Here is a 24,992-nt window from a genome sequence, read left to right as displayed (position 1 = left end):
GCCCGGTCGGCCTCCTTCCTTGCGCTGAATCAAACCGATCCCTTCGCCGAATTGATCCCGGTCAACGTGCGCGCGCGTCACACGCTTTAGCCTGACATCGATGGCAGGAGGCGGATCGATGCGATTCTGGACGACGATGGGTCTCTTGGCGCTGACGCTGAGCGCCGCGGCGGCACAGGAGATGAGCAATGGCGAGCAGGAATATCTGAACTCCTGCGCCGTCTGCCACGGCGTGGACGGCAAAGGCGACGGACCTATGGCCGACGTATTGCGGAAGCGCCCAGCGGATCTGACGACGCTGACAAGGCGCAATGGTGGGGAATTTCCCTATTGGCGGGTCTACTCGACGATCGACGGCCGCGGCCTCGTGCCGGAGCACGGCGAGCGCGACATGCCGGTCTGGGGCAATCAGTTCCTGCCTGACGACGTGAAGCGCTACGGCCCCTACGGTGGGGAGGCCGTCACCACGGAACGCATCCATAACCTCGCCGGTTACGTCCAGACGCTTCAACGCCAATGAGCCTCGTTAGGCTTCAGTCGGCGAGACTGGACGATGATGCAACCAGGACCAAGGGCGCACAGGCTATGATCGCTGAGAACCAGGACGTCGTGGTCGAGATGTTGAAGGATCCTGCCGCCTATGGCGAGGTTGGCCCCGTCGAGGCGATCGAGACCCATATTTCCCGGATATTTCTCGTCGCGCGCCGCGCTTTCAAGCTGAAGCGGGCGGTCGAGTTGCCTTATGTCGATTTTTCGACGCCGGAGCTGCGGCTCGCCGCGTGCGAAAAGGAAGTGGAGTTGAACTCCCGGACGGCGCCGGGCCTTTATCTCGGTGTCCACCGCATCACGCGCGAAGGAGACCGGCTTGCCCTGGATGGGCCGGGTGACCTGGTCGACGCCGTCATCGAAATGGTTCGCTTCGATCAGTCGAAGCTTCTGGATCGCATGGCCGGCGCGGGCGAGCTGACACCAGCCCTGATGACGAACGTCGCACGCATGATCGCGCGGTACCACCGCAGCGCCGAGGAAATCCATGCCGGCAGCGGGTCGGCGAATATCGGCGGCGTGCTCGATATCAATTCGGCCGGATTTGCAACAAGCCACGTCTTTGACGGAAGGGAGATCGAAACGCTCGACGCCGCGTTCCGCACCGCCCTCGCCCGTCATGCCGGCCTGCTTGACCGGCGCGAGACGGCGGGCCGCGTCCGCCGCTGCCACGGCGACCTGCATCTGCGCAACATCTGCCTCTTCGAGGGCGAGCCGCGCTTGTTCGATTGCATCGAGTTCAACGACCGGATCGCTACTGTCGACGTGCTCTACGACTTGGCATTCCTGTTGATGGACCTGTGGCACCGCGGCTTTCCGCAATTCGCCAATCTGGTGATGAATCGCTATCTCGATGACGCCGACGACGAAGACGGTTTCATCCTCCTGCCGTTCTTCATGGCGGTGCGGGCCGCGGTGCGCGCGCATGTCACGGCAACGCAAGTCGAGGAAGGCAGTTCGGATTCAGCAAAGCTCACTGCCGAAGCGCGGTCCTACTTCGAGCTCGCCCGAGCCCTGCTCGCCGAGGCGCCGCCTCGGCTCGTCGCGATCGGCGGTTTGAGCGGCTCCGGCAAGACCACGGTCGCCGAAGCGCTCGCCGCCCACATCGGTGCGCCGCCCGGCGCACGGATTGTCGAGAGCGACCGCATCCGCAAGGCCATGCACGGCGTGGCCGCTGAAACGAGGCTGCCGGACAAGGCCTACCGTCCAGGCGTGTCGGAACGCGTCTATCGCCAGATCGGCTGGCGCGCGGAGCTGATCCTTGTCGAAGGCGGCTCCGTTGTCGCCGACGCCGTTTTCGACAAGCCGGAGGATCGCGACAGGATCGAACGCGCCGCGAGCGAGGCAAATGCCCCGTTTGCGGGATTTTGGCTGTCGGCCGATCCGGCGGTGCTTTGGCATCGGGTCAGCGAGCGCAAGGGCGGCCCCTCCGATGCCACGGTCGACATCCTGTCGCGGCAATTGCAGCGCGACGCCGGTCCGTTGACATGGCGCAAGATCGAGGCAGACCGCAAGATAGCCGAAATCACCGCCGAGGTGGCGGCCTTCGTCGAGGGCGCTCCTTCATCTCCAGTCAGCCTCAGGAAGACGGGATCATAGAGCTGACCGGCGGCTTAACCGAGCTCCAGCGTCGCCACCGACAGGCCGGCCTCGCTGGGGTGATGCGCAAGCGAGAAGCCAAACTCCCGGCACATTGTCAGCATCTTGCGATTTTCGTTGAGGATCATGCCCTCGATCCGGCTGACGCCTTCGGCCTTCGCATAGTCAATGACCTGTTTCAGCAGGTCCCATCCCAAGCCATGCCCCTGCAGATCCGATCGCACGAGCAGCGCATATTCGCCGGTCCTGTGATCCGGGTCGCAGGAAAGCCTGCCGACACCGGCCAGCGCGCCCGTGTCCTTCTCGAGCGCGACGAAGGCGATGTCGCGATCATAGTCGAGCTGCGTCAGCCGTTTCAGCATCTGGTCCGGGAAATTCCTGCGCGGCGAGAGGAAGCGCAGCCGCAGGTCGTCAGGGGAAATCTTCGCCAGGAACGCCGGATAAAGCGCGACGTCCGCCGGCATGATTGGCCGGACGTGGAAAGACATGCCGTCCGATAGCAGGTCGCGGCTCCATCCCGACGGATAGGGCCTTATGGCAAGGGCCGGATTCGGCGCTGGTTCATCCATCCGTCGCGGATCGATTTCGATGCGGGCATCGAGCGCGATCACGCCTTCGCTGTCGGCCAGCAACGGGTTGATGTCGAGGGAAACCAGGCAAGGGAAGTCGACGATCATTTGCGACAAACCGTTCAGCGCGGCGATGATCGCGGCTCGATCGGCTGGCTTCCGGTCGCGATAGCCGGCAAGCAGGCGGCCTATTCGCGTTGCGTCGATCACGTCTCCGGCCAGAACGTCGTCGAGCGGCGGAAGCGCGATCGCGGTGTCGTTGAGAACCTCGACCGCCGTGCCGCCGGCGCCGAACAGAATGATCGGGCCGAACATCGGGTCCAGGTTCATGCCTAGAATGAGCTCCTGTGCATGTTTGCGCACGACCATGGTTTGCACGGTGTAGCCGTCCGCCTTCGTCCCTGGCGCCTGCGCGCTCAGGCGTATCTCGATCGACCGCGCGGCCTCACCAGCCTCCGCGGCGCTCGTGATGTCGAGGACCACGCCGCCGACATCGGATTTGTGTGAAACCGCCTTCGACAACAATTTGACGACCACGCTTGCGGAGCTTTCGAGAAGCTGGCCGGCCGCCTGCGCCGCTTCCGGGACGGATCCGGCGACGATGGTTCGCGGCACGGGAATGCCGTAAGCGGCTATCGCCGCTTTTGCTTCCGGCTCCGTCAGCATGCGCCGCCCCTCGCTTGCCACCTGCCGGAAGATGGCATGCACCGACGCCTTGCCGGCGACTTGGCCTTCGTCCTGGCTCGAGGGCGTACGCAGGAGCGCTCGCTGGGCCCGCGACCATTCGCTGAGATAGGACGCCGCGATCGCCGTATCCTCCGGCGTTTCGAAGCTCGCGATGCCGGCCTCCGTCAGTATGTCCCGGCCCTGCCGCGCGGTATGCTCGCCGAGCCAGCACGCCAGCAGCGGTTTTCCTCCGACCTCGCCCTCGTCGCCAAGCTCGGCCACCTTTCTGGCGGCGTCGGGCGATGAGCCGAGCCCGGTCGGGCAGTTCATGACCATGATGACGTCCGTTTCGGGATCTGCCGCCAAGGCTTCGAGTGCCGCGCCATAGCGCTCCGGCGCCGCGTCACCGACGATATCGATCGGGTTTGCATGCGACCAGGTCGGCGGCAGCATGCGGTTCAGCCTCTCGATCGTAGACGGCGAAAGCGTGGCCAGCTCACCTCCGCGTCCGACCAGCTTGTCGACCGCAAGAACGCCGGCGCCGCCGCCATTGGTGACGATACCGACCCGCGCTCGCTCGAGCGGAGAATAGCGCGCGACCGTTTCGGCGGCGTCGAACAATTCGGCAAGGTCGTTCACGCGCAGCACCCCTGCCCTGCGCAAGGCGGCGTCGACGACCCTGTCGGCGCCGGAAAGCGCGCCGGTATGTGTCGCGGCCGCCCTGGCCGCCTGCTCGTGCCGGCCGGGCTTGATGGCGATGACCGGCTTGAGGCGCGCCGCCGCCCGCGCGGCCGACATGAACTTGCGTGGATTGGGTATCGTTTCGAGATACATCACGATGGCGCGCGTGTGAAAATCGCCCGCCAGCATGTCGAGGCAGTCGCCGACGTCGACGTCGGCCATGTCGCCGAGGGAGATGATCCGGGAAAAGCCGACATTGTTTTCGGCTGCCCAATCGATCAGCGACGTGGCGATCGCGCCGGATTGCGAAACCAGGGCAATGTTCCCGGACCTGGCCGCCATGTGGGCGAAACTGGCGTTCAGCTTGGCCGGAGGGATCATCAGCCCGACCGTGTTCGGCCCGATGATGCGCATGAGCGAGGGTTTGGTCGCGTCGAGCATCGCCTGGCGCAGACCGTTCTCGCGATTGAGCCCGGCGGTGATGACGACGGCCGCGCGTGTTCCCTTCTCGGCCAGCTCGCGCACCATGCCTGGAACGGTGTCGGGAGGGGTCACGATGACGGCCAGATCGGGAATGCCAGGAAGATCGGCGACCTTCGCATAGCAGCGATGACCGGCCACCTGTGCATGTTTGGGATTGAGCGGCCAGATCTCTCCCTCGAAGCCGCCGCTGACGATATTGGAAAAGACGACGCGGCCGACCGAGCCGGCGCGCTCGGTAGCGCCGACGACGGCGACGGATTTCGGCGAGACGGCATATTCAAGATTTCGGATGGTCATCCCGGAAACTCCTTGCCGCCACATTCACCAAAGACGTCGGGCATTCATTGCGCTGGATCAAAGCTCCACCCGATCTGTCGCGGTTAGCTGACGGAACGCCACTCGCAATCTCTCGCTTCTGGCGCGGGTCCGTCGAAGGAGAATCCGATGAGCTACTATCTCGGCAAAAGCCTCGAGATGCCGTTCGTGGCGGCGATCGAACACGTAACCAAGAAGCTTGCCGGCAAGGGCTTTGGCATCCTGACGAGGATCGATGTCCAGCACACGATGAAGGTCAAGCTGGGCGTGGACTTCAAGCCATACATGATCCTCGGCGCCTGCAATCCGCATTTCGCCTGGCGCGCGCTGCAGGCCGAGGACAAGATCGGCGCCATGCTGCCCTGCAACGTGATCGTGACCGAGACCGCCCCCGGTCGGGTCGAGGTAGCGGCCATCGATCCGATGGCGGCGATGGGGGCCATCGACAACCCCCAGCTTGCCGCGACGGCAAGGGATGTTCGGCTGTTGCTGCAGGAAATGATCGGCGAGCTTTGATGGCCGCCGCCATGAACGAGTCCGTGCTGCGGCGGGCGCTGCTGATGATCGCCGTTCTCGGACTGGCGGTTGGGCTGGGCGTGTGGCGAAGCGGCTTCGACTTCGTCCCGCATGATGCGATCTGGACGGCGGCAACCCTGCCCGTTGTCGTGACGCTTGCCATTTCCATCCTGCGGGATTTTTGGATCGGCCGGATCGGCGTCGATGCGATCGCGCTCGTTTCGATGTCGGCGGCACTGCTGCTTGGGCAGCCTTTGGCGGCAATCGTCATCGCAATCATGTATGCCGGCGGCACGGTGCTCGAAGATCTGGCGCGCGGGCGAGCTGAGCGAAATCTGAAGGCTCTGACCGATAGGGCGCCACGTGTGGCGCATCGAAAATCCGCACGCGGCACCGAGACCGTTCCGATCGATCAGGTCGCTGTCGGCGACGAGCTTTTGGTTCGCGCCGGCGAACTGCTGCCTGTCGACGGCATCCTGATCGACGCTTCGGCCCGGCTCGATGAGTCGACCGTGACCGGAGAGCCCCTGCCGGGCCGGCGAAGCGCTGGCGACACGTTGCGCAGCGGCACCGTCAATGCCGGCGAGGCCTTCGTCATGCGAGCCTCGGCTATCGCCGACAGGAGCACCTACGCCGCTATCGTGCGCATGGTCGCTGCCGCGCAAACCGCCAAGGCGCCGTTCATACGCCTTGCCGATCGCTTTGCCCTGCTGCTCCTTCCGGTCACGCTGCTGGTCGCCGGCTTCGCCTGGCGTCTTTCGGATGATCCGATCCGCGCTCTCGCCGTTCTGGTGGTCGCAACGCCCTGTCCGCTGATCCTCGCGGCGCCCGTTGCATTCATAGGCGGCGTGTCTCGCGCCGCCCGCGCCGGCATTCTGATGAAGGGCAGCACGGCGCTGGAGGCGCTCGCCCAGATACGCACCGCAATCTTCGACAAGACCGGCACCTTGACGCTCGGCGGCGCCGAGCTGATCGAGATCGATGTCGCCCCGGGCCAGGATGCCGCAGAATTGCTGCGGCTGCTGGCTTCGCTGGAACAGGCTTCGCATCATGTCCTTGCGGATTCGATTGTCCGCATCGCTCGCCGTGGAAACCTGGCGCTGTCCCAACCCCGTGACGTTCGTGAACATCGCGGAGAAGGCTTGAGGGGGCGGGTTGATCTGATGTCGATCGCGGCAGGGTCGAGGTCGCTCGTCCTTGGGGACGAACCACTGCCCAGATGGGCGGAAAGTGGAGAGGAACGGCACCGCGACGCGCAAGTGCTCAGGGCGTTTCTGGCGCTCGATGGCGAGCTTGCCGGCATTTTCACTTTTGGCGATGCGATACGAGAGGATGCGCGCGACACCCTCTGCGGACTGCGTTCGGGCGGTGTGGCCCGGATAGTCATGCTCACCGGCGACGATGGCTCGGCGGCGGAGAAGATCTCCGCTTCGCTTGATCTTGATGCCGTGATTGCCGATGCCACGCCGGCGGACAAGGTCGCAACGGTCGAGGCGGAGAAGACGATCGCGCCGACAATGATGGTGGGCGATGGTATCAACGACGCCCCTGCCCTTGCCGCGGCGACGGTAGGCATTGCCATGGGAGCCCGTGGCGGGACAGCCTCCTCGGAAGCCGCGGATGTCGTTGTGCTGACCGAGAGGCTGCAGCCGGTCGCGGAAGCACTGCGGATCGCCAGACATACGCGCAGGATCGCCCTGCAGAGCATCATTGTCGGACTGGCGCTCTCGGGCGCCGCGATGGTTGCGGCCGCCATGGGACACATGACGCCGGTGGCGGGAGCATTGCTTCAGGAGGGCATAGACGTCGCGGTGATTCTCAATGCGCTGCGCGCGCTTGGCGACGGGCGTTCCGTAGGCATCCGAGGCAAGAGAAGTCAAAGCCATGTCACAGGAAAATCTGGTGGTTTGCACCAAATGCGCCACGATCAACCGCCTGCCTTCCACCCGAAGCGGTAGCGACGCGAAGTGCGGGAAGTGCGGCGCCCGGCTGTTTTCAGGGCATCCGGAAGACTTGGACGCCGTGAACTTCGAACGCCAGGTCGGTCGCGGCAGTCTGCCCGTTCTCGTCGATGTCTGGGCTCCATGGTGCGGCCCATGCAAGATGATGGCGCCGGCCTATGAAGCTGCCGCCAAGGCGCTTGAGCCTCACGTGCGGCTGATCAAGCTGAATTCCGACAAGGGGCAGGCCATCGCCGCAAGGCTGGGCATTCGTGGGATTCCCACCATGATCCTTTTTCATCGCCAGCGGGAGATCGCGCGCATATCGGGGGCGATGAGCACGAGCCAGATCGTCAGCTGGGTTCGCGGCCACGTACCAACGGGCGCCAGCTGAGCTTCGCCGAACCGAGACTCGTTTGACTCTGATCAAGGCCACGTCCGGCCGCCGCGGTAGGAATGGCCTCGAAGGAGTTTGTCATGACCAGCTTGCACGACCTCACCCCCAAATTCAGGAACATCCGCCTGCTTCTCGCTCGCGAGAAAGGTCATCCGGAAGGAGACCGGGAAGAAGGCTACGACGTGCTGGCGCCGCTCACCGACGAGGGACGGCTGGACGCGGAGGAATGGAAGACGCATCGGGCAGTCTGTCGCGTCCGCCGCTTTCGCACCGGCGAAGAGGATCTTGTCGGCCGCTTGCGCCGCAAGCCGGGCGGACAATGGTTTTTCGACTATGCCGAGGGCGACCGCGACGACGAGGTCGGCTTTCATCTCGGCGAGGAGCGCTTCGTGACCGGCGAATATGTCTCCATAAAGCGTAATGGGGCCATGCACACCTATCAGGTCGCTCGCGTGGAGCAGCCGTAGCAATTCTCTTCAAAGCTGGTCTGAGCCAAGCCATGCCGCGCCGCACACTCATTGTCATCGGCCATCCCGATCCGTCTCCCGATCGTCTCTGCCGCGCGCTGGCTTCGGCCTACGCCGAAGGCGCGGAACGGGCTGGCCATGCCGTGCGCCGGATCGACCTGGCCTTGCAGGACTTTCCGATGCTTCGGACAATGCAGGAGTTCGAGCATGGAACGCTCCCCGGCAATCTCAAGGAAACGGCCGAGTCAGTCGTCTGGGCGGAGCATTTCGTCTTTGTCTTTCCGCTTTGGCTGGGAACCATGCCGGCCATGCTCAAGGCATTCCTGGAGCAGGTCATGCGGCCGGGCGTCGCGTTCGCCTATTCGGACAAAGGCGGCGGGTTCCCCAAAACCTTGCTGCGCGGCCGTTCCGCGCGCCTGGTGGTGACGATGGGAATGCCGGCGGCGGTCTATCGGCTTTGGTTCCTCGGTCACGGCTTGGCGGGCATGCGGCGAAGCATCCTCAACTTCGCCGGCATCAAGCCGGTACGCGAGACCTTGTTCGGCATGGTTGCGAACGCCGGCGACGCGAAGCGGGCGAACTGGCTCAAGCAGATGCAGCGGCTGGGCGAACGCGCGATCTAATCTGCGGGGCCGTCACGGCTGCAGGACGGCAGCGCCACTCAGCCTGCCCATCCGCAAATCGTCCAGCGCCTGGTTGGCCCGCTCCAGCGGATAGGTTTTTGTGTGCGTGCGCACCTGCGCGCGCTGCGCGACCGGGAAGAATTCCTCCGCGTCGCGGCGGGTTAGGTTGGCGACCGACACCAATTCTCTCTCTTCCCAGAGAAGCTTGTAGGGCATCGATGGAATGTCGCTCATGTGGATACCGCCGCAGACCACGCGGCCGCCTTTGCGAACGGCCTGCAATGCGGCCGGCACCAGCGCGCCGACCGGTGCGAAAATGATCGCGGCGTCAAGCTGGACGGTGGGCAATTCATCGGACGCCCCTGCCCAGGCGACGCCCAACGAGCGCGCGAAATCCTGCGCCTGGATGTCCCCCGGCCGCGTGAAGGCAAGGACCTCGCGTCCCTGCCAGATCGCCACCTGCGTGATGATGTGAGCGGCCGCGCCGAAGCCATAGATGCCCAGTCGCCGGCCGTCACCGGCCTTCTTGAGGCAGCGCCAGCCGATCAGCCCCGCGCACAGGAGCGGCGCCAGCGACACCGGATCCGCGGCGACATCGAGCTCGAAAGCGAAATGCTCGTCGGCAACGACATGGCTGGCGAAGCCGCCGTCGCGCGTATAGCCGGTGAAGAGAGGCTGGTCGCAGAGATTTTCGGCGCCGGAGGTGCAATAGGGACAGTGCCCGCATGTGTGTCCGAGCCAAGGGACACCCACCCTCTGCCCGAGCCGGGACGGCGACACGCCCTCGCCGACCAGATCGACGACGCCGACGATTTCGTGGCCCGGCACGAGCGGCAGCTTCGGCTGCGGCAGATCACCGTCCACGACATGCAGATCGGTCCGGCAGACTGCGCATGCCTCCACCTTTAGCCTGATCTCGCCCGGTCCCGGCGTGGGGTCGGGGCGGTCGATGAGCTTCAAAGGCGTACCGGGCTTTTCCAGCACCATTGCCTTCATCGCACTTCCCCGGTTTCTTGGAAAACAGGCGGGAACAGACCCGCTCCATTCGGCAACCAGAACGGAAAACGCGCTTGTCCGGCACCCGTTCCTATCGCGAGTGCCTGATCTTGAGCGGCTGCGGCCGGGTGTGATGGCCGAAGCCATGGCTCGCCGAAACGTGGCTACGCTTCCTGGTCGAGATCATCTCGAAATAAAGTCCTGCACCGGCAAGATACGCGAGGCCGAGTATCCCAGCCCAGATTTCGATGATACCGGAGGTCATGGTCGGATTCCCTTGGTTGGATGCTTGGTTCTGACCAATAATTGCCGAGCCAAATCACACCGGCCTTGATCGTGGTCAATCGCATGGAACGCGTGAGCGGCCACGCGCGGCCCGGCTCGATCGGATGATGTCGAGCCCGCTCTAAGTAGTTTCCCGTAGGGACATAACCGAATTTCGGCATGGCCGGATTTGCGCGACTGCTGTTGTCACCAATTCACCGGGACCACAGCCATGCACGCTCACGCTTCCGCCAAGATGGAACTGCAGTCGTATCTCCCTCATCATAGCCCTGCGCCCATCTTTGACGGGGCGGCAACGCAGCCGGTCAGCTTCTTTCCGGCAGGCGCCGAGATCTATGCCCAAGGCGAAAAGGCGGGCGCCCTCTACCAGGTCGAATTCGGCGCGGTCCGCATCTACCGCCTGCTTGCCGACGGCCGCAGACAGATAAGCGCGTTCCATCTGGCGGGAGAGACTTTCGGTTTCGAGGCCGACGCTACTCACCACTTCTTCGCCGAAGCCATCAACGCAACGGGGGTAAGGGTCTTTCGCACTCCCTCGGGAGTGGATGTGTCCCGCCAGCTTCTGCCTCTTGCCCTCAAAGGTCTGATCCGGGCGCAGGAACATCTTCTCGTGCTCGGCCGACAGAACGCCATCGAGCGCGTCGCGGCATTCCTGGTCGAAATGTCGGAGCGCCAGGGTGGGTTGCGGCAGGTGGAACTGCCGATGTCGCGGATCGACATTGGCGACTATCTCGGCCTCACCATTGAAACCGTGTCGCGCGTCTTCACCCGCCTGAAGGAGAAGGGCGTCATTCGTCTGCCCAGCCTGCGCAGCATCGAAATCCTCAAGCGGGATACGCTGCTGGCGATGGGAGAATGAGGCCAGTCGAGCCAATCCGCGCGCATCAATCCTGAAAGGGACGACAATGAAAACCACGCTTACCACTCACACCGGATTTCGCTTCGAGGTGCGCCGCGCACGTCCTGAGGACGAGCTGCTCGTCGCTGAGTTCTTCACCCATGTCACATCGGAGGATATGCGCTTCCGCTTCCTCGGAGCCGTGAAGGAAGTTTCGCATGAGCGGCTGGTCGCGATGACCCGCTCCGACGATCCGCACATCCATAATTTTCTCGCCTTCTCGACCGACGGAATGCTGATCGCGGTGGCGACGCTTGCCAGCGATCCGGCCGACAGGCGCGGCGAGGTGGCGATCTGCATTCGACAGGACCGCAAGCATCTCGGCGTCGGCTGGGAATTTCTCAGTTATATCGCGCGATATGCCGAGGAGCATGGTATCGAGACGATCGAGTCGATCGAGAGCCGCGAGAACCGCGCCGCGATCGAGGTTGAGCGCGACATGGGCTTCACCGTCGCAACCTACCCCGATGATCCGACACTCGTCCTGGTTCAGCGGAAGCTCGGCGCCAAGCTGCCGGGTTAACGCATGTCGCCCAAAGAGCGCGGCGGTTCCGGGAAACGACACGCGTGAATGCAAGATTTAAAAGCGCGCCGCCCAAATCCGGTTCGGCGCGACGCGCTTTGCGTCCCGCCCTGCTGCCAAGGGGCAATCAGGCCGTTTCAAGGTCGAGCAGTTCCGTGGCCACCGCGCGTTCCTCGTCGGCTGGAATGACAAGAACGTCGACGCGGGAATTCGGGGCGCTGACCAGCTCCTCGCCACTGCGGTTCAGGCCGTCGTCGACAACGACATCCAGCCATCCAGCGGCCTCGCTGATCCTTTGCCGGATCTGATGCGCATGCTCGCCGATCCCCGCGGTGAACACGAGTGTGTCGAGCCCCCCAAGCGCGGCTGCGAGCGATCCGATCTCGCGTCCGGCGCGGTAGACGAAGAGATCGACGGCACGGGCCGCCGCGGGCTCCTTCGACGCAAGCAACGTCTGCATATCACCGGAAATGCCGGATACGCCGAGCAGGCCGGAGCGCTCGTAAAGCAAGGTGGATAGTTCCTCGGATGACAGCTTCTGGTCCTGCAAGAGATGCAGGATCACGCCAGGATCGATGGCACCGCAACGCGTGCTCATGAGAAGACCGTCGAGCGTCGAAAACCCCATGGTGGTGGCGACGCTCGCACCTGCCTTCATGGCGCACAAGCTCGCGCCGCTGCCGAGATGGGCGACAATCGTCCGGCCGCCGGCGGCGGCACCGTAGCGATCATGAAGCTTCGCGGCGATGTGGCTATAGGACAATCCATGGAAGCCATACGAAACGATGCCCTGTTCCGACATCTCGCGCGGCAAGCCATAGAGCTTCGACAGCTCCGGCCGAGCATCGTGGAACGCCGTGTCGAAGCAGCCGACTTGCAAGGCTTCAGGCAGAAGGTGGCTGGCCATGCCGACGATTTCGAGATTGATCGCCTGGTGGATCGGGGCCAGCGGCTCAAGCTTGTGAAGGACATCGAGCGTGCGCTCGTCAAGCCGGGTCGCGCGGGCAAATTCCCGACCGCCATGCACGATGCGATGTCCAACCTTGCCGATCTGGCGCAAAAGACAGCGGTCGGCGAGAAAGGACGCCACGGCCTCGAACGCCTTTGCGATATCGATCGGCTCGTCCCCCAGGCCCCTGTCGATTTCGGGCGACAGAGCCGTAGGCGCGATGTGCAGTCGTGGGCTGCGCCCTATCGACGAGACGCTGCCACGCAGCAAAAGGTGAAGTTCGTCGCGCTGCTGGAACAGGGCGAACTTCAGGCTTGAGGAGCCGCCGTTGAGCACGAGAATTGCATCGGTCATCACCGACCGGTCCCGGTCACTTTTGCGGCGCTTGTCCTCGCGGCCCGGCGCTTCGGCATCGGCTACTGCTCCCATTTCCAGTCGAGGATCTCCGGCATGTCCTGCCCGTGCTCGCGGATATGGGCCCGGTGCTCGATCAGCTTGCCTTCCATGGCCTGTTTCAGCCGAATGTGCGCACCGGCCGGCTCGGGAATGCGGTCGAGCACGCCGAGCACGAGATGGTAGCGGTCGAGCCCATTGAGCACGGTCATGTCGAAGGGCGTCGTTGTCGTGCCCTCCTCATTGTAGCCGCGCACGTGGATGTTGTCGTGATTGGTCCGCCGGTAGGTCAGGCGATGGATGGTCCATGGATAGCCGTGGTAGGCGAAGATGACGGGCTTGTCCCTGGTGAACAGCGCATCGAACTCGCGATCCGACAGGCCGTGCGGATGATGTTCCTTTGGCTGCAGGGTCATCAGGTCGACGATGTTGACCAGCCGGATCTTGAGATCGGGGATGTGGCGTTTCAGAATTTGGACGGCGGCCAGAGTCTCGAGCGTCGGCACATCGCCGGCGCAGGCCATCACCACATCCGGCTCTGCCCCGCGGTCGGTCGATGCCCACTCCCATATGCCGATGCCGGCGCTGCAGTGGACTTTCGCCTCGTCGATGGACAGCCACTGCCAGGAATTGGCTTTGCCGGCGACGATGACGTTGATGCGGTTCCATGTCTGCAGCACATGATCGGTCACGCAAAGCAGGCTGTTGGCATCCGCCGGCAGGTAGACGCGCACGACGTCCGCCTTCTTGTTCAGAGCCACGTCGATGAAGCCTGGATCCTGATGGCTGAAGCCGTTGTGCTCCTGCTGCCAGACGTGGCTGGACAACAGATAGTTCAGCGACGCGACCGGTCGTCGCCAGGGCAGCTTGCGGCAGGCGTCCAGCCATTTTGCGTGCTGGTTGAACATGGAATCGACGATATGCGTGAAGGCTTCGTAGCAGGAGAAGAACCCATGGCGCCCCGTAAGCAGGTAGCCTTCCAGCCAGCCCTGACAGGTATGCTCCGATAGGATTTCCAAAACCCTGCCTTCCCGCGCTAGGTGGACATCCTCGGGCAGGATCTCTTCCATCCAGGCGCGTTCCGTCACCTCAAAGACGTCCTGCAAGCGATTCGAAGCCGTCTCGTCCGGCCCCACGATGCGGAAATTCCGGGCAGCTTGGTTCAACGCCATGACGTCTCGCAGGAAGGCGCCCATGGCTCTGGTCGATTCGGCCTTCACCTGTCCCGGGCGCTTGACCGGTATCGCGTGCTCGTTCAGGTCCGGCAGATCGAGAGACCGTCGCAGCAGGCCGCCATTGGCATGCGGATTGGCGCTCATGCGCCTGGCGCCTCCCGGCGCGGTGGCACGGATGGCGGACACAGGCGCGCCCGCTGCATCGAAGAGTTCTTCAGGCCGATAGCTCCGCAGCCATTCCTCGAGCATCTTCAGATGCGCGGGGTTTTCCGCGAGGCCGGAGAGCGGAACCTGGTGGGCGCGCCAGAACCCTTCGGTCTTCAGCCCGTCGACCTCCTTCGGACCGGTCCAGCCTTTCGGGCTTCGCAGCACGATCATCGGCCATTTCGGCCGGGGCTGCGCGGTCTTCGCGCCGCTGCGCGCCGCCTGCTGGATCGCCCGAATGCGGTCCAGCGCATCGTCGAGCACGACCGCCATCCGCTCGTGCATCAAGGCCGGATCGTCGCCCTCGACGAACAGCGGTTCGTAGCCATAGCCGACGAACAGCGCGCGCAGTTCTTCTTCAGGGATGCGGGCCAGAATGGTGGGATTGGCGATCTTGTAGCCGTTGAGATGGAGGATCGGCAGCACCGCGCCGTCAAGCGCCGGGTTGAGGAACTTGTTGGAGTGCCAGGAGGTGGCGAGCGGCCCGGTTTCCGCCTCGCCGTCGCCGACGACGCAGGCGACGATCAGATCCGGATTGTCGAAGGCCGCGCCATAAGCATGCGAGAGCGCGTAGCCGAGCTCGCCGCCTTCATGGATCGAGCCGGGCACATCGGGCGCCGCATGGCTTGGGATGCCGCCCGGAAAGGAGAACTGCCGGAAGAGCTTCTTCATCCCGGCCTCATCCAACTGGATATCCGGATTGATCTCGCTGTAGGTGCCTTCGAGGTAGGTGTTTGCAACCATCGCAGGTCCCCCGTGACCGGGACCGCAGACATAGATGACATTTGCATCGCGCTGTCTGATTACGCGGTTGAGATGCGTATAGATGAAGCTCAGTCCCGGCGAGGTTCCCCAATGGCCGAGTAGCCTCGGCTTGACATGCTCCAGCCGAAGCGGCTCGCGAAGCAGCGGATTGTCGAGCAGATAGATTTGCCCGATCGTCAGGTAGTTGGCGGCACGCCAATAGGCATCGATGTCGCTCAGCTCCTGTGCGGACAAGCGATTGGCGCTGGGATGCTCGGTCATTTCCGACTCCTTCGCTGATTCCAAGTCGACGCCGGCTGAAGCACAACGCATCGAGGCCGCCACCGGTTCACGACGGCTCGGTGCCAAACCAGTCGTCATCGATCTATCCGGCGAAGAACGATCAAGCTTTGATCCATCGCAAATGCCAAGGCCGGCCGGCCGCAAGGTCTAAGCCGCACCTCGAGCTGCGGCTTCGTCGAGCAAGGCAAGACAGCGCCATCTTTGCTTCAGAGCAACGAACGCGCCGGAACGCGCAGGCAAGATGTCTGCCTGCAATGCGGACAAGCGGCAGCATGAAACGCAAATTGAACGACGATGCGACGATGGACAGGATCATGCGCGAGACGCCGGCTGCAATCCGCGTCATCCTCCAGCACGGCATGCTGTGCGTCGGCTGCCCGATCGCTTCCTTTCACACCGTTTCCGACGCGGCGCGCGAGCATGATCTCGACGAGCATCAGCTTCGCCGCGACCTGGAGGCGGCGATCGATGCCGGAGATGGGACTAGCTCTTTGCCGCGCGGCCCTCGGCAATCACGAGCAGTCGATGCGGCTCGACCACGACGACCCTTTGGCGTCCGCTCTTGACCAGGCCCTGGTCTTCCCAGGCCGAAAGCAATCGGCTCACCGTGTGAAGCGTTGTGCCCGTCATTTCCGCAACGTCCTGGCGTGAAATCGGGAAGTCGATCAAAATGCCTTCCTCGGTCTTTTTCCCTGACTGCTTGATCAGCTTGAGCAGCGCATGCGCGACACGCTGTTCCACTTGCTCGGTGGACATCTCGATGACGCGTGCGTGGGCATCCTGGAGCCGGCTTCCCACCGCCTTGTATGTATTGGCGCTGAAGCTCGGGAAGCTCGTCGCGAAGGTGGGCCAGAGCTGGCTTGCCCAGGCAAGCACCACGCAATCGACGGCGGCAATGGCATTTGCCGGGTAGGTCGTCCGGCCCAGCGCGCTGGCGATCCCCATCAGCTCGCCGGGGCTTATATATCGTACGGTCACCTCGTGCCCGTCCGGGGTCGATTTCACCACGCGCACATGGCCGTCGAGCAGCAGGAAGAACGAATGGGCCTCCTGCTCCTGCTCGAACACCGGCTGATCCTTCGCGATACGAATGGATCTTGCCTGCCCGACGATGCGATCGAGATCCGCAGCAGCGACTCCCTCGAACACGGGCAGCCCGGCAATCAGTGATCGATCAAGGCTTGCCAACCGCCTTTCCTCCCGACTTCAGTGGCGCAACGCTCTCAGGCCCCTGACCAGACTTTGTCATGGACGACCGCCCATCGACAAGTAAAGCCTGTTATCGCCGGCGACGGCGATTCACATTCTTGTTTGCGCTGAGGCAAATTCCACCCTTTGGGGCCGGGATAGAAGAATCGAAACGGGCGCATTGCCTGGTTTCCTATGAGGCATGTCATGGCAATTCCACGGACGCGGCCAAGCGTCTATCCGGCAATTCTCTCCTACGGCTTTCGGCCCTTCTTTCTGCTAGGCTCGCTGCAGGCCGGCGTCGCGATACTCTTGTGGTTGCCGCTCTATTACGGCAAGCTCGAGATCCTCAGCGTATTCCTGCCCGTGGACTGGCACATTCACGAACTGCTCTTCGGCTATCTGCCGGCGGTCGTGACGGGATTCCTGTTGACTGCAATTCCCAATTGGACCGGACGGCTCCCCGTTCAGGATTTTCGCCTGTTGGTGCTCGTGCTGCTCTGGCTCGCGGGTCGGGTGGCCGTGTTCTTTTCGGCGGAAACGGGCTGGCTCCTGAGCGCGGTCGTGGACTGCTCCTTTCTTCTTGCGGTGGTAGCCGCCGCCGCGACGGAAATCGTTGCCGGGCGAAACTGGCGGAACCTCAAGGTGCTCCTGCCGGTCGCGACCCTCTTTGCGGCAAATGTCATGTTTCATGCCGAAGCGCATTACCAGGGCGTCTCCGATATGAGCCGGCGCCTCGGTCTTGGAGCCGTTGTCGTCCTCATCATGGTTATCGGTGGGCGCATCGTTCCGAGCTTCACCCGCAATTGGCTGGTTCGCGAGAAGCCCGGCCGGCTCCCGGCATCATTCGGCAGGTTCGATATCGCAACGATCGCGCTGTCCGCCGTCGGGCTCGCCGCGTGGACTTTCTTTCCCGACACCATCGCAACCGGCGTGTTGCTCATCGCCGGTGCAGTCCTCAATGCCGTTCGGCTCGGCCGCTGGGCGGGTGACCGGACGCTGGCAGACCCTTTGGTTCTGATCCTGCACGTTGCATTCGCCTTTGTGCCGCTTGGCCTGCTGCTAGCCGGCCTAGCCGTCTTCGCCCCGGGGACGGTTCCCCCGGTGGCCGGCATTCATGCATTGGCGGTGGGAGCGATTGCCTGTATGACGCTTGCCGTCATGACCCGCGCCTCCCTCGGCCACACAGGCCGCGCGCTGACGGCAAACGCCGGAACACGCGCGGTTTTCGTTGCGATCGTCATCGCTGCCGTTCTGCGAATAGCTGCCGCCATGGCTCCTGCCGCAACAATTCTGCTGCATATCTCGGCGGCGTTCTGGGTGGCCGCCTTCGTCGGCTACGCTGTGCTCTTTGGGGGGATGCTCATGCGGCCTCGCCTCAACGCACGCGGCAAGTGAGCCTTGAAGATGGGCGGCGAAGCCGTCTTGTCACTCGGTTTTCGAGCTGGCCGCGCGCCGGTCATTGTTCCGCGAGCAATTTGAGCCAGCGCAAATCGCCAAACCGTCGGGCGATCTACAAGGACATCGCGGTTGATGCCGTAGCGAACCACCGACCTGATTGCCAAAGAATAAGGAACATGATGACTTCGAAGCCGGCCTTGCTTGACAGGGTTCGCCCTGCCGCCGAACAGCCCTTGCTTCGCCCTGGCGTCGACCGGGCCTCGATAGGAGTGCTGGTTCGCAAATTCTATTCGAAGGTGAGAAAGGATGAGCGTCTGGGCCCCATCTTCGCGCGCGAGATCACCGGCGATTGGGAGCCCCATCTGGAGAAGATGACGGACTTCTGGTCCTCCGTCATATTGAAAAGCGGCGATTATCATGGCCGGCCGGTGCCGGCCCACCTGAAGCTCGAGGATGTCACCGAAGCCGACTTCGAGATCTGGCTGGCTCTCTTCCGCGGGACGGCGGCAGAGCTTTTCGCGCCTGAAACCGCGGCGGTATTTGTCGAGCGGGCGGAACGAATAGCCGCCAGCCTGAAGCTTGCCATGTTCTTTCGCCTCGGTCCCGCCGCGAGATCGGGTGCCGAATAGGTTGCGCCGGCAAACCTCCGGCGAGCAACGGTTTGAGACGTTGGTGCCTGGCGCGCCGGTGTCGGGCTTGATTTTACGCAAGGACTGCGATCCGCCGAGGCCTTAGTTTCCTCAGATGATCCTCAATCTCTGCGTCGGCACTATCGTCATCAGCCTGACGGTCTTGATCCATACTTTCGGCCTCATCGCGATCACCCGCGTGATGGCACGTCTCGTGGCGCTCTTCCGTATGCACGGCCGGCGCAGCCGTGTCATCGCCATGATCAGCGTGGTGATGGGGCTTTTTGCTGTCATGACGGCGGAAGTCTGGTTATGGGCCGGGATCTACCGGCTGCTCGGGATATTGAACGACTTCGAGACGGCGCTTTACTTTTCGACCATCACCTTTTCCACGGTCGGCTATGGAGATGTTGTGCCCGCCCATGGCTGGCGCGTGCTGGCGGCTCTGGAAGGCGTCAACGGTTTTCTGTTGATCGGCTGGTCGACCGCCTATCTGATCGCGGCCGGTACCCGTGTCGGCCCCTTCAGGGTCGGCGAGCACTTTTGATCCGCCCATCGATGTCGCCAAAAGCATGCCCACGGGCTTGACCCCGAGGGTGCGCGGTGGTTTTGGGAAACAAAGACGTGCTCAAACCGCCAGCGAATGCCTGCCGGTTCCGTTGCTGAGATATTTGTCGAATTTCGCCGCCACCGCCCTGACCAGCGGGCGGCTTTCCGCCGGCACGACGAAGCTTTCACCGTCGAGCCGAAGAAGCTGGCCTGCGCCGCTGATGGCCAGTCGGCTCGCTTCACAGAGCAGCGTTTGGCCGACGGCGCCGAAGCGTTCGACGAGCTCTACCGCCGAGAAACTGAATTGGCACATCAGGCGCTCGATGATCCAGCCCCGCGCCAGATCATCGAGGCTGAACTCGACGCCGCGCGCTATCGCCAGCCGTCCGGAATTCACGGCCTTCTCGTACTCGCCGGTCGCAACGATGTTCTGCGCATAGCCCTGGCGATACCGGCTGATCGAGGACGGGCCAAGGCCGATCAGCGTTTCGCACTGGTCCTCGGTATAGCCCTGGAAATTGCGACGGATCTTGCCGGCGCGCGCCGCTGCCGCCAGCGCATCCTGCGGCTTTGCGAAATGATCCAATCCCAAGGCCTCGTAGCCTGCATCGACGATCATTCGCGCGGCGAGCTGCGATTGCGCCAAGCGCGCGGACGAGTCGGGCAGCCAGGCTTCATCGATCATCGTCTGATGCTTCTTGAACCACGGCACATGCGCGTAGCCGAACAGGGCCAGCCTGTCCGGCGCCAGCGTCAGCGCCTGGGCGACGGTCGCCGCGACGCTCTCCAAGGTTTGATGCGGCAACCCGTAGAGCAGGTCGAGGTTGACGGAGCGAACGCCTCGCGCGCGCACCGCGTCGACTATGCTTTTGGTCAGCGCAAAACTCTGCTCGCGATTGATCGCCCTCTGCACTTTGGGATCGAAGTCCTGGACGCCGAGGCTCGCTCTCGTCATGCCGATCGCAGCGAAGGCATCGAGCCGCCCCTCGTCCATGTCGCTTGGGTCGATCTCGACGCTGAGGCTGGCATCATCAAGGAAGTCGAACCGGTCCCGCAACGCTTTTCCGAGCATGAGGATGTCGTCGGGCTTCAGCATCGTCGGGGAGCCGCCGCCGAAATGAACGGCGCGCACCCTGCCCCGGCCGCTCACAAGGCCACCGACCGTTTCGATTTCCTTGTGCAGCGCGCGCAGAAAACTGGCAACGGGCGCATAGTGGCGCGTCTGCTTGGTGTGGCAGGCGCAGAACCAGCACAGCCTGTCGCAATAGGGGATATGCAGATACAGCGATATCTCGTCATTGCCTTCAAGCGCTCCCATCCAGCCGCGAACCGCCGCCGCGTCGATGCCCGGATGAAAGTGCGGGGCCGTCGGATAGCTCGTGTAGCGCGGTACGTTGTCGCCAAGGCCCACGGCAGTGGGCGGCGGACGCGTTTCATGGATGGTGGCGGCTGCGGAGCTCATGCCGGGCAAACTGCCTGAGCGAGACCGGCAAGGCCTTGATTTGGATCAAGGAGGCTGGGGGCGCAACCTGCGCAAATTGCCGTCCTTATTTGACCACGGGCGTCGCAATGGCCGCCAGACAGCATGCTCAACAAGCCGACATTCCCGCGACTTGCAGATCCTGCGAAGCGCGGCGGGCCGGATTGTGCGGTGCGCTCAGGGTTCGCCAACTCGCCGAACTGGCCAAAGCCTCGTCAAGGCATGAGGTCTTGGCGGGGACGGAACTCGCAGACGATGGAACCTACTCGAACGTCTTGTCCGGCATCGTCAAGCTCACGCGAAACCTGTCGGACGGTCGTCAGCAGATCGTCGGGTTTCATTTCGCGCCCGATTTTCTGGGCCGGCCTTTCGGAGCGAAAAGGCCGATCCGGGCGGAAGCCTTGACGAACGTGGCGCTGTGTTCTTTTCCAAAGACGATCATCGAGCGAATGCTGGATGACTCGCCGAAGCTTGGGCAGAATTTGCTCAACCACGCGCTGAACAAGCTTGACGAGGCGCGCGACTGGATGACGGCGCTGGGGCGCAAGACCGCGTCCGAAAAAGTTGCGAGCTTCCTCCTCATGATCGCCAGAAACATCGATCCTGCCTGCCATCCGGCAAGTTCGATAAGCTTCGACCTGCCGCTGACGCGCGCGGACATCGCCGATTTTCTCGGACTGACCATCGAGACGGTAAGCCGCGAATTGTCCAGGCTAAAGTTTGATGGCGTGATCCGGATCGTAAACAAGCGCCATATCAGCCTGGCAAGCATGGTTCAGCTCGAGGAACGCTGCGGCGACTGAACATCGCGCCCGCTGCCAAGCAATCGTTGAGCTTCGGCCCCACCGGACCCGAACCCGGTGTTCGGCCCTGCAGATCGCTTTGCCGGCACTCCGTGCCCAGCCGCCTCGTTGCCGGCATTCCGCTCTAGCGGTCGATACGGACGCTCCCGAACGAAAAGCAGCCCGCGTTTGACCTGGATCAAGGCCGGGAGATGGAAAATCCCGAAATGGTGCCGCGAGCGGTAGTTTCCGCTGGAATTTTCGAGACGAGATCGGGGACTTGCGATGAGATTTGGCACAGAGATCGTCCTTCTAGGCCTGTTTGCTTTTGCCGCCCTTGTGGCCGCCGGCTTCGGCGCGGATGAACCTTTTCGCCAGCACATGTGGGTTTTGTTCTTCGCCGTGGCTGGTTTCACCGTGATCCTGCTGCGCAACACGGATTTCAAACCTGCAGCTCCGGTCGACCCCTCCGCCTATATGGATGGGCCGGTCCGTTACGGGGCAATTGCAACCACGTTCTGGGGCGTCGTCGGCATGCTGGTCGGCGTGGTCATCGCGTTGCAGCTTGCCTATCCCGACCTCAACATCGCGCCGTGGTTCAATTTTGGCCGCCTGCGGCCGTTGCACACTTCCGGCGTCGTCTTCGCTTTCGGCGGTAATGCCCTGCTCTGCACGTCGCTGTATGTGGTCCAGCGCACGTCACGCGCGCGCCTCTTTGGCGGCAATCTCGCGTGGTTCGTCTTCTGGGGCTACCAGCTCTTCATCGTCATGGCCGCGACCGGCTATCTGCTGGGCATCACGGAGAGCCGCGAATATGCCGAGCCGGAATGGTATGTCGATCTCTGGCTGACGGTCGTCTGGGTCGCGTATCTGATCCTCTTCCTCGGTACCATCCTGAAGCGCAAGGAACCGCATATCTACGTCGCCAACTGGTTCTATCTCTCCTTCATCGTGACCATTGCGATGCTGCATGTGGTCAACAACCTCTCGATGCCGGTCTCATTCCTCGGCTCGAAGAGCTACTCGGCGTTCTCAGGCGTTCAGGATGCGCTGACCCAGTGGTGGTATGGGCACAATGCCGTGGGCTTCTTCCTCACGGCCGGCTTTCTCGGCATGATGTACTACTTCGTGCCGAAGCAGGCGAACCGGCCGGTCTATTCCTACCGCCTGTCGATCATCCACTTCTGGGCGCTGATCTTCCTCTACATCTGGGCCGGGCCGCACCATCTCCACTACACCGCCCTGCCCGACTGGGCGCAGACGCTCGGCATGGTGTTTTCGGTCATGCTGTGGATGCCTTCATGGGGCGGCATGATCAACGGCCTGATGACGCTGTCGGGCGCCTGGGACAAGATCCGCACCGATCCCATCATCCGCATGATGGTTGCGGCCGTCGCCTTCTACGGCATGTCGACCTTCGAAGGCCCGATGATGTCGATCAAGACCGTCAACTCGCTCTCACACTACACCGACTGGACCATCGGCCATGTCCACTCGGGAGCGCTCGGCTGGGTCGGCATGATCACCTTCGGCGCGCTCTACTACATGGTGCCGAAACTGTGGAATCGGGAGCGGCTCTATTCCATGCGCCTCGTCACCTGGCACTTCTGGCTGGCGACCCTTGGCATCGTGGTCTACGCGGCCGTCATGTGGGTTTCCGGCATCATGCAGGGCCTTATGTGGCGCGAGTACGACGAGCAGGGCTTCCTGGTCTACTCCTTTGCCGAAACCGTCGCCGCGATGCACCCTTACTATCTCATGCGCGCTGCAGGCGGCGCCATGTATCTCACCGGCATGCTGATCATGGCCTGGAACATCACCATGACAATTCTTGGCCGCCAGCGCGAAGAACAGGCCTTGCCGAGTTCCACGCCCGCCCTCCAGCCCGCCCAATAAGGAGCCAGACATGGGTCTGATAGATAAACACGCTCTGATCGAGAAGAACGCCACGCTGCTTCTCGTCGGATCCTTGCTGGTCGTCACGGTCGGCGGCATCGTCGAGATCGCGCCGCTTTTCTATCTCGACAACACGATCGAGAAGGTCGAGGGCATGCGCCCCTACTCGCCGCTCGAGCTGGCCGGGCGCAACATCTATGTTCGCGAGGGCTGCTACCTCTGCCATAGCCAGATGATCAGGCCTTTCCGCGACGAGGTGGAACGCTACGGCCACTACAGCCTGGCGGCCGAGTCGATGTACGACCACCCGTTCCAGTGGGGGTCCAAGCGGACCGGACCGGATCTCGCCCGCGTCGGCGACCGCTACTCCAACAGCTGGCACGTCCAGCATCTGACCGACCCGCGCTCCGTCGTGCCGGAATCCATCATGCCGAGCTACGCGTTCCTGAAGGATAAGCCGATCGAGGTGAAGGACTTCTCCACGCACCTCGTCGCCAACCGGCGCGTCGGTGTCCCCTACACCGACGACATGATCGCGCAGGCGAATGCCGACCTGATGGCGCAGGCCGATCCCAACGCCGACACGTCGGGACTGGAAAGCCGCTATCCGAAAGCCAAGGTCGGCGACTTCGACGGCAACCCCCAGCAGATCACCGAGATGGATGCCCTGGTCGCATATCTGCAGATGCTCGGCACTCTTGTCGACTTCAAGAACTACGACGAAGCCGCTGGCTACCGCTGAGGAGAGCAAACCGATGGACTACAATCTGATGCGGGAGTTTGCAGACAGCTGGGGGCTGCTTGCCATGGCCCTGTTCTTTGTCGGCTGCATTGCCTTCGCGCTCCGTCCGGGTGGCAAGGCCCATGCCGACCACGCCGCGAAAATTCCTCTCCAGGACGATTGATCATGAGCAACGAGCATATCGACGAAATCTCGGGCATCACGACGACCGGCCACGAATGGGACGGGATCAAGGAGCTCAACAATCCCCTGCCCCGCTGGTGGGTCATTACTTTCTATGTCACCATCTTCTGGGCGATCGCCTACACGATCGCCTACCCGGCTTGGCCCATGCTGAGCTCGGCCACCAGAGGAGCGCTGGGCTTCTCCAGCCGCAATGACGTCAAGAACGAGATGGCAGCGGCCGAAGCCGCCAAGGCCAAGTATGTCGCGGCAATTCAGTCCAAGAGCGTCTCCGAAATCGCCGGCGACGACGCGCTGCGCGAGTTTGCCGTCGCGGCCGGCGGCGCCGCGTTCAAGGTCAATTGCGTTCAATGCCACGGATCCGGCGCGCAAGGCTCGAAGGGATTTCCGAACCTCAACGATGACGATTGGCTCTGGGGAGGCAAGACGGAGCAGATCCAGCAGACGATCACGCACGGCATCCGGTTCGCTACCGACGCCGATACCCGCCAGTCGGAAATGCCTGCTTTTGCCGATGTGCTCAAGCCCGAACAGATCGATCAGGTCAGCGCTTTCGTTGCCAGCCTTTCGGGCCCTGTCAAGGACAAGACCCTGATCGAGCCCGGCGCCAAGGTCTTCGCGGACAATTGCGCCGTCTGCCATGGCCAGGACGCGAAGGGCAACAGGGACGTTGGAGCCCCCAATCTGACCGACGCGATCTGGCTCTACGGGTCCGGTGAAGCCGCCATTGCTTCACAGGTGCGAGCCCCGAAGAGCGGAGTGATGCCCGCTTGGGTCGGGCGCCTGGGGGAGACGACGGTCAAGGAACTGGCTGTCTATGTCCATTCGCTTGGCGGCGGAGAATAGGAGCGGGGCCTGTTCTCGGCCCTC

At 63.1% G+C, this 24,992-nt stretch carries 26 protein-coding genes; 18 read left to right on the top strand and 8 right to left on the bottom strand.

Annotated elements, in window-relative coordinates; translation table 11 throughout:
- Nucleotides 1-118 precede the first annotated feature (118 nt).
- Both QAZ47_RS11165 and QAZ47_RS11160 read left to right on the top strand, forming a co-directional pair.
- A complete protein-coding gene (locus QAZ47_RS11165) occupies nt 119-520 on the top strand; it encodes a c-type cytochrome (protein WP_278233276.1) in 402 nt (133 codons plus the stop codon).
- Between the two features lie 65 nt (nt 521-585).
- On the top strand, nt 586-2,145 hold the full coding sequence (locus QAZ47_RS11160; RefSeq protein WP_278233275.1) for a bifunctional aminoglycoside phosphotransferase/ATP-binding protein: 1,560 nt from the start codon (nt 586-588) through the stop codon (nt 2,143-2,145).
- Between the two features lie 14 nt (nt 2,146-2,159).
- Here QAZ47_RS11160 and QAZ47_RS11155 read toward each other — a convergent pair whose 3' ends face one another.
- On the bottom strand, nt 2,160-4,841 hold the full coding sequence (locus QAZ47_RS11155; protein ID WP_278233274.1) for a bifunctional acetate--CoA ligase family protein/GNAT family N-acetyltransferase: 2,682 nt from the start codon (nt 4,839-4,841) through the stop codon (nt 2,160-2,162).
- Nucleotides 4,842-4,988: 147 nt separating this feature from the next.
- Here QAZ47_RS11155 and QAZ47_RS11150 point away from each other — a divergent pair, with 147 nt between their 5' ends.
- The 5 genes from QAZ47_RS11150 (at nt 4,989) to QAZ47_RS11130 (ending at nt 8,802) form a co-directional block, all read left to right on the top strand.
- The gene (locus QAZ47_RS11150) at nt 4,989-5,375 is read left to right on the top strand and encodes a DUF302 domain-containing protein (protein WP_278233273.1); all 387 of its coding nucleotides are present in this window, start codon (nt 4,989-4,991) and stop codon (nt 5,373-5,375) included.
- Nucleotides 5,375-7,333 (top strand): heavy metal translocating P-type ATPase, encoded by a 1,959-nt coding sequence (locus tag QAZ47_RS11145; RefSeq protein ID WP_278233272.1) that lies wholly within the window; start codon nt 5,375-5,377, stop codon nt 7,331-7,333. The genes QAZ47_RS11150 and QAZ47_RS11145 overlap by 1 nt, the downstream gene beginning before the upstream one ends.
- The gene (gene trxC / locus QAZ47_RS11140) at nt 7,260-7,709 is read left to right on the top strand and encodes a thioredoxin TrxC (protein ID WP_278233271.1); all 450 of its coding nucleotides are present in this window, start codon (nt 7,260-7,262) and stop codon (nt 7,707-7,709) included. The genes QAZ47_RS11145 and trxC overlap by 74 nt, the downstream gene beginning before the upstream one ends.
- Nucleotides 7,710-7,792: 83 nt before the next feature.
- Nucleotides 7,793-8,179 (top strand): hypothetical protein, encoded by a 387-nt coding sequence (locus QAZ47_RS11135; RefSeq protein WP_278206806.1) that lies wholly within the window; start codon nt 7,793-7,795, stop codon nt 8,177-8,179.
- Between the two features lie 32 nt (nt 8,180-8,211).
- Entirely contained in the window at nt 8,212-8,802 is a 591-nt protein-coding gene (locus QAZ47_RS11130; protein WP_278233270.1) for an NAD(P)H-dependent oxidoreductase, read from the top strand.
- A gap of 12 nt (nt 8,803-8,814) precedes the next feature.
- Here the strand turns inward: QAZ47_RS11130 and QAZ47_RS11125 are convergent, their stop codons facing one another.
- The gene (locus tag QAZ47_RS11125) at nt 8,815-9,798 is read right to left on the bottom strand and encodes a zinc-dependent alcohol dehydrogenase family protein (RefSeq protein WP_278233269.1); all 984 of its coding nucleotides are present in this window, start codon (nt 9,796-9,798) and stop codon (nt 8,815-8,817) included.
- A gap of 91 nt (nt 9,799-9,889) precedes the next feature.
- Complete coding sequence (locus QAZ47_RS11120; RefSeq protein ID WP_278233268.1) at nt 9,890-10,063, bottom strand: hypothetical protein; 174 nt, start codon at nt 10,061-10,063, stop codon at nt 9,890-9,892.
- A gap of 231 nt (nt 10,064-10,294) precedes the next feature.
- On the opposite strand from QAZ47_RS11120, the gene QAZ47_RS11115 reads away from it, so the two are divergent.
- Nucleotides 10,295-10,942 carry a helix-turn-helix domain-containing protein gene (locus QAZ47_RS11115; RefSeq protein WP_278233794.1) on the top strand — a complete coding sequence of 216 codons (648 nt, stop codon included), beginning with the start codon at nt 10,295-10,297 and terminating at the stop codon, nt 10,940-10,942.
- A gap of 46 nt (nt 10,943-10,988) precedes the next feature.
- A complete protein-coding gene (locus tag QAZ47_RS11110) occupies nt 10,989-11,504 on the top strand; it encodes a GNAT family N-acetyltransferase (RefSeq protein WP_278233267.1) in 516 nt (171 codons plus the stop codon).
- Nucleotides 11,505-11,631: 127 nt separating this feature from the next.
- Here QAZ47_RS11110 and QAZ47_RS11105 read toward each other — a convergent pair whose 3' ends face one another.
- The 3 genes from QAZ47_RS11105 to QAZ47_RS32095 all read right to left on the bottom strand — a co-directional run bounded on the left by QAZ47_RS11105 (nt 11,632) and on the right by QAZ47_RS32095 (nt 15,709).
- Nucleotides 11,632-12,882 (bottom strand): acetate/propionate family kinase, encoded by a 1,251-nt coding sequence (locus QAZ47_RS11105; protein WP_278233266.1) that lies wholly within the window; start codon nt 12,880-12,882, stop codon nt 11,632-11,634.
- On the bottom strand, nt 12,870-15,251 hold the full coding sequence (locus tag QAZ47_RS11100; RefSeq protein WP_278233265.1) for a phosphoketolase family protein: 2,382 nt from the start codon (nt 15,249-15,251) through the stop codon (nt 12,870-12,872). The genes QAZ47_RS11105 and QAZ47_RS11100 overlap by 13 nt, the downstream gene beginning before the upstream one ends.
- Nucleotides 15,252-15,478: 227 nt before the next feature.
- Complete coding sequence (locus tag QAZ47_RS32095) at nt 15,479-15,709, bottom strand: hypothetical protein (RefSeq protein WP_347567213.1); 231 nt, start codon at nt 15,707-15,709, stop codon at nt 15,479-15,481.
- On the opposite strand from QAZ47_RS32095, the gene QAZ47_RS11095 reads away from it, so the two are divergent.
- Nucleotides 15,608-15,838: a hypothetical protein gene (locus QAZ47_RS11095; protein WP_347567206.1), complete on the top strand. Its 231-nt coding sequence runs from the start codon at nt 15,608-15,610 to the stop codon at nt 15,836-15,838. The two genes, QAZ47_RS32095 and QAZ47_RS11095, sit on opposite strands and share 102 nt — an antisense overlap.
- Here QAZ47_RS11095 and QAZ47_RS11090 read toward each other — a convergent pair.
- Nucleotides 15,756-16,460 carry a Crp/Fnr family transcriptional regulator gene (locus tag QAZ47_RS11090; protein WP_278074641.1) on the bottom strand — a complete coding sequence of 235 codons (705 nt, stop codon included), beginning with the start codon at nt 16,458-16,460 and terminating at the stop codon, nt 15,756-15,758. The genes QAZ47_RS11095 and QAZ47_RS11090 overlap by 83 nt on opposite strands.
- A 207-nt stretch (nt 16,461-16,667) precedes the next feature.
- Between QAZ47_RS11090 and QAZ47_RS11085 the strand changes: the two genes are divergently transcribed.
- The 3 genes from QAZ47_RS11085 to QAZ47_RS11075 all read left to right on the top strand — a co-directional run bounded on the left by QAZ47_RS11085 (nt 16,668) and on the right by QAZ47_RS11075 (nt 19,037).
- Nucleotides 16,668-17,858: an NnrS family protein gene (locus QAZ47_RS11085; protein WP_278233263.1), complete on the top strand. Its 1,191-nt coding sequence runs from the start codon at nt 16,668-16,670 to the stop codon at nt 17,856-17,858.
- A 182-nt stretch (nt 17,859-18,040) separates the two neighbouring features.
- Nucleotides 18,041-18,490, top strand: coding sequence for a group III truncated hemoglobin (locus QAZ47_RS11080; protein WP_278233793.1), 450 nt, complete (start codon nt 18,041-18,043; stop codon nt 18,488-18,490).
- A gap of 115 nt (nt 18,491-18,605) precedes the next feature.
- Entirely contained in the window at nt 18,606-19,037 is a 432-nt protein-coding gene (locus QAZ47_RS11075; protein WP_278206797.1) for a potassium channel family protein, read from the top strand.
- An 81-nt stretch (nt 19,038-19,118) separates the two neighbouring features.
- On the opposite strand, the gene hemN is transcribed toward QAZ47_RS11075, so the two are convergent.
- Nucleotides 19,119-20,501 (bottom strand): oxygen-independent coproporphyrinogen III oxidase, encoded by a 1,383-nt coding sequence (gene hemN / locus QAZ47_RS11070; protein WP_278233262.1) that lies wholly within the window; start codon nt 20,499-20,501, stop codon nt 19,119-19,121.
- Nucleotides 20,502-20,608: 107 nt separating this feature from the next.
- Between hemN and QAZ47_RS11065 the strand changes: the two genes are divergently transcribed.
- The 5 genes from QAZ47_RS11065 to ccoP all read left to right on the top strand — a co-directional run bounded on the left by QAZ47_RS11065 (nt 20,609) and on the right by ccoP (nt 24,968).
- Entirely contained in the window at nt 20,609-21,322 is a 714-nt protein-coding gene (locus QAZ47_RS11065; protein ID WP_278233261.1) for a Crp/Fnr family transcriptional regulator, read from the top strand.
- Nucleotides 21,323-21,586: 264 nt separating this feature from the next.
- Nucleotides 21,587-23,197: a cytochrome-c oxidase, cbb3-type subunit I gene (gene ccoN / locus QAZ47_RS11060; protein WP_278233260.1), complete on the top strand. Its 1,611-nt coding sequence runs from the start codon at nt 21,587-21,589 to the stop codon at nt 23,195-23,197.
- A 10-nt stretch (nt 23,198-23,207) separates the two neighbouring features.
- Complete coding sequence (ccoO, locus tag QAZ47_RS11055; RefSeq protein WP_278233259.1) at nt 23,208-23,939, top strand: cytochrome-c oxidase, cbb3-type subunit II; 732 nt, start codon at nt 23,208-23,210, stop codon at nt 23,937-23,939.
- Nucleotides 23,940-23,952: 13 nt separating this feature from the next.
- Nucleotides 23,953-24,102: a cbb3-type cytochrome c oxidase subunit 3 gene (locus QAZ47_RS11050; RefSeq protein WP_278206792.1), complete on the top strand. Its 150-nt coding sequence runs from the start codon at nt 23,953-23,955 to the stop codon at nt 24,100-24,102.
- Nucleotides 24,103-24,104: 2 nt separating this feature from the next.
- On the top strand, nt 24,105-24,968 hold the full coding sequence (gene ccoP, locus QAZ47_RS11045; protein WP_278233258.1) for a cytochrome-c oxidase, cbb3-type subunit III: 864 nt from the start codon (nt 24,105-24,107) through the stop codon (nt 24,966-24,968).
- Nucleotides 24,969-24,992: the final 24 nt, after the last annotated feature.

Source organism: Mesorhizobium sp. WSM4904 (assembly GCF_029674545.1).
Lineage (GTDB): Bacteria > Pseudomonadota > Alphaproteobacteria > Rhizobiales > Rhizobiaceae > Mesorhizobium.
This window is presented reverse-complemented; position numbering and strand designations above follow the sequence as displayed.